The sequence below is a fragment of the Mitsuokella sp. UBA4253 genome (assembly GCF_002395285.1).
Taxonomy (GTDB): domain Bacteria; phylum Bacillota; class Negativicutes; order Selenomonadales; family Selenomonadaceae; genus Mitsuokella; species Mitsuokella jalaludinii.
Genome location: NZ_DGWR01000011.1, coordinates 66,399 through 73,507 on the forward strand (window position 1 = coordinate 66,399; position 7,109 = coordinate 73,507).

General features: G+C 59.8%; 7 protein-coding genes. 3 read left to right on the top strand and 4 right to left on the bottom strand.

Annotation, left to right across the window (positions count from 1 at the left end; translation table 11 throughout):
• The first annotated feature begins 33 nt into the window (after window positions 1-33).
• The 3 genes from B2X55_RS05265 (at window position 34) to B2X55_RS05275 (ending at window position 4,116) form a co-directional block, all read left to right on the top strand.
• Window positions 34-300, top strand: a complete 267-nt coding sequence (locus B2X55_RS05265) for a DUF997 family protein (RefSeq protein WP_278742766.1) — start codon at window positions 34-36, stop codon at window positions 298-300.
• Window positions 290-1,843, top strand: coding sequence for a sodium/pantothenate symporter (gene panF / locus B2X55_RS05270; RefSeq protein WP_286821173.1), 1,554 nt, complete (start codon window positions 290-292; stop codon window positions 1,841-1,843). The genes B2X55_RS05265 and panF overlap by 11 nt, the downstream gene beginning before the upstream one ends.
• A 221-nt stretch (window positions 1,844-2,064) precedes the next feature.
• Window positions 2,065-4,116, top strand: coding sequence for a diguanylate cyclase domain-containing protein (locus B2X55_RS05275; RefSeq protein WP_286821174.1), 2,052 nt, complete (start codon window positions 2,065-2,067; stop codon window positions 4,114-4,116).
• 67 nt (window positions 4,117-4,183) lie between these two features.
• On the opposite strand, the gene B2X55_RS05280 is transcribed toward B2X55_RS05275, so the two are convergent.
• The 4 genes from B2X55_RS05280 to B2X55_RS05295 all read right to left on the bottom strand — a co-directional run.
• On the bottom strand, window positions 4,184-4,495 hold the full coding sequence (locus B2X55_RS05280) for an AzlD domain-containing protein (protein ID WP_036378211.1): 312 nt from the start codon (window positions 4,493-4,495) through the stop codon (window positions 4,184-4,186).
• Window positions 4,485-5,261, bottom strand: coding sequence for an AzlC family ABC transporter permease (locus B2X55_RS05285; protein ID WP_036378212.1), 777 nt, complete (start codon window positions 5,259-5,261; stop codon window positions 4,485-4,487). The genes B2X55_RS05280 and B2X55_RS05285 overlap by 11 nt, the downstream gene beginning before the upstream one ends.
• A gap of 153 nt (window positions 5,262-5,414) precedes the next feature.
• Window positions 5,415-6,782 (bottom strand): alanine/glycine:cation symporter family protein, encoded by a 1,368-nt coding sequence (locus tag B2X55_RS05290; RefSeq protein WP_286821175.1) that lies wholly within the window; start codon window positions 6,780-6,782, stop codon window positions 5,415-5,417.
• Between the two features lie 190 nt (window positions 6,783-6,972).
• Window positions 6,973-7,109 (bottom strand): transposase (locus tag B2X55_RS05295; protein ID WP_286821179.1); only part of this gene is annotated, 137 nt, incomplete at its 5' end.

Here is a 7,109-nt window from a genome sequence, read left to right on the forward strand (position 1 = left end):
AATGGGGATGCGACTGTACAAAGGAGGAAAACAATGAATAACTACGAGAAGTACCGGCAGGTACGAAAAGAGGCGGCGGGGACGGCCCTGCTGCTGCTGATTCTCATCGGGGCGTGGATCGCCGCCGGCTTTGGTCTAGCGGGGATTCCGGTGGAGTTCTTCCACCTGCCTCTCTGGGTCTGGACCGCGACCATCGGCATCTGGCTCTTTGCCATCATCGGCGTCAAGATCTTAACGGCGACCGTATTTGTGGACATGAGCCTTGACGATTCGGAAGAGGAGGTCCGCCATGACAAGTGAGGGAAATCTTTCCGCCCTACTGCCGCTGCTCGTTTTTATGGGCTTCATGGTGGCAATCGGCTTCTGGGTGCGCCGGCAGAATGCCGGCAAAAACTTCGTGCAGACGTATTTCATCGGCAATCACGACCTCGGCGGCTTTGTGCTCGCGATGACGACGGTGGCGACGTACAGTTCCGTCAGCTCGTTCGTCGGCGGGCCGGGCATGGCCTGGCAGATCGGTTTCGGCTGGGTCTACATGGCGGTCGTGCAGGTCACGGCCATCTTCCTCGTGCTCGGCATCTTCGGCAAGCGCGTGGCCATGCTCTCGCGCCGCTTCGACGCGGTCACGGTCGTCGACATCATCCGCGAGCGCTTCCAGTCGGACGGACTGGCGACGCTCGCGGCCTTCATCATCGTGCTGTTCTTCTGCGGCACGATGACGGCGCAGTTCGTCGGCGGCGCGAAGCTCTTCGCGACGGTCACGGGCTACAGCTATGAGATGGGCCTCTTGCTCTTCGGCCTCGTTGTCGTGCTATACACGAGCATCGGCGGCTTCCGCGCGGTGGCCATCACGGACACGTGCTGCGCCGTCATGATGATGATCGGCATTGCGCTCCTGCTCTACTACGTGCTCGAGGCGGGCGGCGGCTATGCGGCCATCATGGAGAACATCCATGCGAACCATCCGGAGATGCTCGAGCCGCTCTCGGGCGGCCACATGCCGGTGGGACTCTACCTGACGCAGTGGATCCTCGTCGGCATCTGCACGATCGCCCTGCCGCAGTCCGTCGTGCGCGGCATCAGCTACAAGGATACGAAGAGCCTGCACAGAGCCATGCTCATCGGCACGGTCGTCGTCGGCTTCATGAATATCGGCATCAACTTCACGGGCATCCTCGCGCACGGCGTGCTGACAGGACCGCTTGAGAGCTACGGCGGCGTCGACTACATCATCCCGAAGACGATCGTCACGGCTCTGCCGCCGGCACTCGTCGGCCTCGCCATCATCGGGCCCCTTGCGGCATCAATCTCGACGATCTCAGGCCTTTTGATCGTCGCTTCGTCGGCAATCGTCAAGGATGTCTACCTGCACCACGCGGAGAAGCATGGCCGCACCGTCACGGGCCGCCAGCTGCGCCGCCTCTCGACCGTGGCGACGGCCGTCATCGGCGTCATCGTCTTCTGCATTGCCATGACGCCGCCGAGCCTCATCTGGCTCATCAATATGTTCGCCTTCGGCGGCCTTGAGACGGCTTTCTTCTGGACGCTTCTCCTCGGGCTCTTCTGGCGGCGGGCCAACAAGCTCGGCGCCATTCTCTCGATGGGCGGCGGCACGATTGCCTACTGCCTGACGCAGGGCCTCGGCTTCAAGTTCATGGGGCTTCACCAGATCACCATCGGCATCACCGTCTCGCTCGCCTTCTTCCTGCTCGGCGCCTACCTCGGCAAGCCGCAGGAGGAGAGAGTGCTCAGGGTCTTTTTCCCCGAGAGCCATAAGCCCAATCCGGAGGTTTTGGTCACGGCAAAAGAACCTTGTCCTCTCGGGGAGGGCAAAAATACTTGAAGGAGTGACAGGATTTCGCGGGGATGGTGGAGAATACTATATAGAATCCGTTATGGAAAAATGTTTGGAAAGAATAATCTGTATCCATGAGATGCAGGCCGCAGTTATGTGAGGGCGTTCTGGCTGACTCCGTACTGACAGGCAGGAAGGATCTTTGGATGAAGCTGTTTTACTCACTGAAACGAAAAGTTTTGGCGGTGTGCTTGGCTGGCATGATCCTGATGGCTCTCTGTGTGGGAGGCATCAGCCTCTGGACCATCTCCCACCTGACTTACGACTATGAAATCCAGAATATGAACCACCTCGTCGACACGACGGCGACAATCATCGACGATGAGCTCCTGCGTTCCGAGAATATCGTCAATTATACGGCCAATGCCATCTCACGGAAGGTCGACGATCCTGCGCAGCTGCGCGACCTCTCCTTCCGGCAGCGTCTGGCACAGTCGGTCGACCACGACTTCCAGGATGCCAGTACGAATCTCCACATCATCTGCTCGTACTATCTCTACTATCCATCCGAGAATATCTCGGCGCTCTGGAAGGCTTCCAATGGCCGCGACTCGACATTCTACGATGTCCTGGTCAAGCAGCAGGAGGAACTTGGCCACACGGCTCCGCGCCATGTGCTCGCCTTTGCCTATCTGATGGATCAGGGCGGGGCCGCTTGGACGCAGCCGTACTATTCTCCTTACTTGAATCGCTACATCATCTCGTACCTCCGCCCCATCTACAAGGACGGCGTCATGGTCGCGATTGTCGGCATCGACATAGACTTCCAGGCCTTCATCGATAGGCTCTACGCCAACCCGCCGAAGGGCGAGCACGGCATGATCATGCTGTGCGATGCCACGGGCTCGATGGAGTATTCGCCGGAGGCACCTCTTGGTACTCCTGTGGCCGAGAAGGGCATCCGGCTCGTCGATTCGCCCGACACGGTGGCCGAAGCGGGACGGACGGATGATGAGATGCTGCGGTACAGCTGGGATGGCCAGGAGAGCATTGCGGGCATCAGGGCCCTGCGCAATCGCATGAACATCATCGACCTGCGCCAGAAGCCGCAGATCTACAGTCGCACGCACCGGGCCATGATGCAGATGGGCATGGGCCTCATCGCCGTCTGCATCATGGCTTCGCTGCTGCCGCTCTACCTCATCACGTATCTGTCCAAGCGCCTGCAGCTCGTCATCGAAGCGGCGAAGGAAGTCGGCGAGGGCAACTACGATATCAAGCTGCATGATACGCAGCCCGATGACATCGGTGAGCTCAGCCGCAATTTCCAGGCCATGGTGGAGAAGGTTGCGGCCTCGCAGGGCAATCTCACTTACATGTCGCAGCACGATGTGCTGACGGGCCTGCTCAACCGCATGGGCCTCGACAAGGAGATTGCAGACTGGCTTAAGGAGCATCCTGCCTCGCATGGCGCGCTCGTCAGCCTCGATCTCGACGGCTTCAAGTTCATCAATGACCTGCACGGACACATGGCTGGCGACGAGGCTCTGCGCACTTTGGCGCGGGATCTTGTCGAGAACTTCGGCCACGAGCAGATCATCGGCCGCAATGGCGGCGATGAGTTCGTCGTCTTCATGAAGGACACGGAGCCAGAGGCGGCACAGGCCGCCATCAAGGCATTCTCCAACAAGAGGAAGACGTTCACGTATGACGGGGAGACGCATTCGTTCTCCGTCTCTATCGGCTATACGTTCTATCACGGTGATGGCACGCCGCTCTCGAAGCTCTTCCACGAGTCGGATACGGCGCTCTACGCCGTCAAGCTGCGCGGCCGCAACCATTACCGCATCTACGAGCCCTCGATGGAGAGCCTGAACCGCACGTCGCTCGGCTTCAATCTCGAGACAATCACGAAGAACCTGCCGACGGCACTGCTCGTCTCGGAGGCGAAGCCGGACGGCAAGATCCTCTTCGTCAACAAGACGATGGTCGAGATGCTCGAATGTCGCAATATCCGCGAGTTCATGGAGTTCACTCAGGAGTACGCGCCGAATGTCGTCTGCCCCTGTGACCGGGAGCGCATGACGAAAATGGTCTGGGAGCAGACCGTCCGCGAGCCGGACCGCCCGCACTGCATGACGTATTGCGTCCATACGGTGAAGGGGCGCGACAAGCAGGTCTTCGCCATCTGGCGCCAGGCCGACAATGTCAACTACGGCAAGGTCTTCTATGCGACGCTGATCGATGGGCATTTCATGTATGAGGAACTGGCAAGCTCCGATGGCTCCGCCGAGGGGTGTACGTCTAACCGTGATAGCTGAACTTGCATATAAAAAGCCTCTGGCTCCTCGTTGAGGAAGCCAGAGGCTTTTTGGCATGTGGAGATGGTCAGGCGACGAGCACGAGCTCTGTGAGGAAGACGACGAGGCAGCAGGCCGAGGCGACCTTGAAGAGGCTCGCGCCGTACCAGGCGAGGCCGATGCCGAAAACGAGGGCCAGCGCGCCGCTCACGGGCGTCTGCGTGGCCTCGGTGATGGCCGGGAAGGTCATGACGGCCAGCGTCACGTAGGGCACGTAGAAGAGGAAGGAGCGCAGGAAGCCGTTTTTGATCTGTCCGCGGATGAGCGTCAGCGGCACGATGCGTATTGCGAGCGTCACGGCACTCATCAAGAGCAGATAGATGTAGATGTCATGCTGCATGGCGGTCATCTCCTTCCTGGGAGCCGTCTTGTCCCTGTGGTTCGCGGATGGGGAAGAGTGCGGCGCCGATGCCCGCGATCAGGACAGTCAGGATGATCGTGCGCGTGCCGGAGGAACATGAGGCAATCCCCGGAAGGATGGAGGCGAGGTAACTGAGCGCGAAGCTCGCGAGCACGAGGCCGCCGACGATGTGGTTCTTCTTGGCCGGCGGGATGATGACCCAGAGGAACATGCCGTAGAGCGCGACGGAGAGGGCGCTGACGACGGCAGGCGGCAGGATGTTGCCTGCGACGACGCCGAGCGACGTGCCGACGGCCCAGCCCGGCAGTGCGAGCGCCATGGCCCCGTAGTTGTAGTAGGGGTTCAGCGGGCCCTTGCGCGCGATCGTGATACCGAAGATCTCGTCGGTCACGTCGAAACCGACGAAGATGCGATGCCAGATCGAGGTGCCCGGCTGGAACTTCTGCGAGAGGGCGCAGCTCATGAGCATGTAGCGCGCGTTGGCGACGAGCGTGATGAGGACGATCTCGAGGTAGGGCGCGTCCGCCTCGATGACCGTGAAGCCCGCGTACTCGCCGGCCGAGGCATTGTTGAAGAAGCTCGCGAGGAAGCCCTGCAGCGGGTCGAGCCCTGCATTGCGGGCGGCGATGCCGAGCGTGAACGAGACGACGAAGTAGCCGAGCGCAATCGGCATGCCGTCGTGGACGCCCTCGAGGAAGACCTCGCGCCTGGTCTTCGCGAGCGCTGATTCAAATGATTCCGTCATGTCCGTAGAGAAAACCCCTTTCTGTCGCATTTTCTCGATTCCTGCGTGGTGTTCTTATTATTTTATGACGGAACGGCGCCGCTGTAAAGGCATGCGCGCGAAAAAGCCGCTGCTCCAGTTAAGAGGAGTGGCGGCTTTTTGGTGACGCGTGTTTTATTTATCCGAAGAAGGCTGTGCGGCCTTCTTGTGGCGGTTCATGTACTTGTTCGTCTCAGCGACGATGACGCCGGAGAGGGCAATCAATGCGATGAGGTTCGGGATGGCCATGAGGCCGTTGACGATATCGGCGAGGATCCAGATGGCCTCGAGCTTCAGGAAAGCACCCGAAGCGATCAGCGCGATGAAGATCAGGCGGTACGGCAGGACGCCCTTGTTGCCGAAGAGGTAGATGCAGGCGCGCTCGCCGTAGTAGTTCCAGCCGAGGATCGTCGTGAAGGCGAAGAGCACGAGGGCAATCGTCAGGAGCTGGCTGCCGAAGAAGCCGTAAGCACTGGCGAAGGCAGCGCTCGTCATGGCAGCGCCGGCGGTATCACCCTGCCAGACACCCGTGATGACGAGGGCGAGGCCCGTCATGGAGCAGATGATGATCGTGTCGATGAAGGTACCCGTCATGGAGATCAGGCCCTGTTCAGCCGGCCACTTCGTCTTGGCGGCAGCGGCGGCAATCGGCGCCGAGCCGAGGCCGGACTCGTTGGAGAAGACGCCGCGCGCGACGCCGTTCTGCATGGCCATCATGACGGTCGAGCCGGCGAAGCCGCCGGCAGCGGCGGCGCCCGTGAAGGCATCGTTGATGATCATGGCGACAGCAGCCGGGACCTGATCGAGGTTGAGGATGATGAGGCCGAGGCTGATGGCGACGTACGTCAGGGCCATGAACGGCACGATGCCGGAGGCGACCTTGGCGATGCTCTGCAGGCCGCCGAGCGTGATGGCGGCGATGAAGACGGTCAGGATGACGTCTGTCGCGATCTTCGGGAAGCCGAAGGAGATCTGCATGCTGTCGACGATGGCGTTGACCTGCGGGAAGGTGCCGATGCCGAAGTAGGCGACGCCGATGCAGGCGAGCGCGAAGAACGTCGCGAGCGGCTTCCACTTTTCGCCCATGCCGTTGCGGATGTAGAACATCGGGCCGCCGGCAATCTCGCCCTTCTCGTCGATGGAGCGGAACTTGACGGCCAGGAGGCCTTCCGAGTACTTCGTGGCCATGCCGAAGAAGGCAGCGACCCACATCCAGAAGATGGCGCCAGGGCCGCCGACCTTGACAGCCGTGGCGACGCCGACGATGTTGCCCGTGCCGACCGTGGCGGCGAGGGCGACGCAGAGCGCCTTGAAGCTTGAGACATCACCGCGGCCGTTGTTCTGGGCCTTGAAGATCAGCTTGAGTGCTTTCGGCAGGCGGAAGACCTGCAGGAGCTTCAGGCGGATGGTCAGATAGATGCCCGTGCCGACGAGCAGCGTGATGAGCGGCGGACCCCACATGAAGGAGTCGATGGCATTGAGTATGGGGATGAATGATTCCATAATAGCCTCCTAGTCGTTTTGTGTCCTTGATATGTGTACAGTTGTATGTAACAGACTCTATAATACCATAGAAAAGGACATTTGTCTCGTATTTTCAAGAAAAAATATATAGAACGAGGAAAAAATTTCAATTAAAATGCGGCCAGGAACCTTCTCACTTCAGTCAGGAGAGGAATGGCCGCAACGGTAGTCACTTGGAATACTGATTCTGGATGTATTTTGCGACTACTTCCTTGCTCATGTTGCCAAGTGTGCTCATATAGTAGCTGCGTGACCAGATATGACCGCCCCATAATTTATCGTGCTTGATCTCGGGATGTTTTTTGA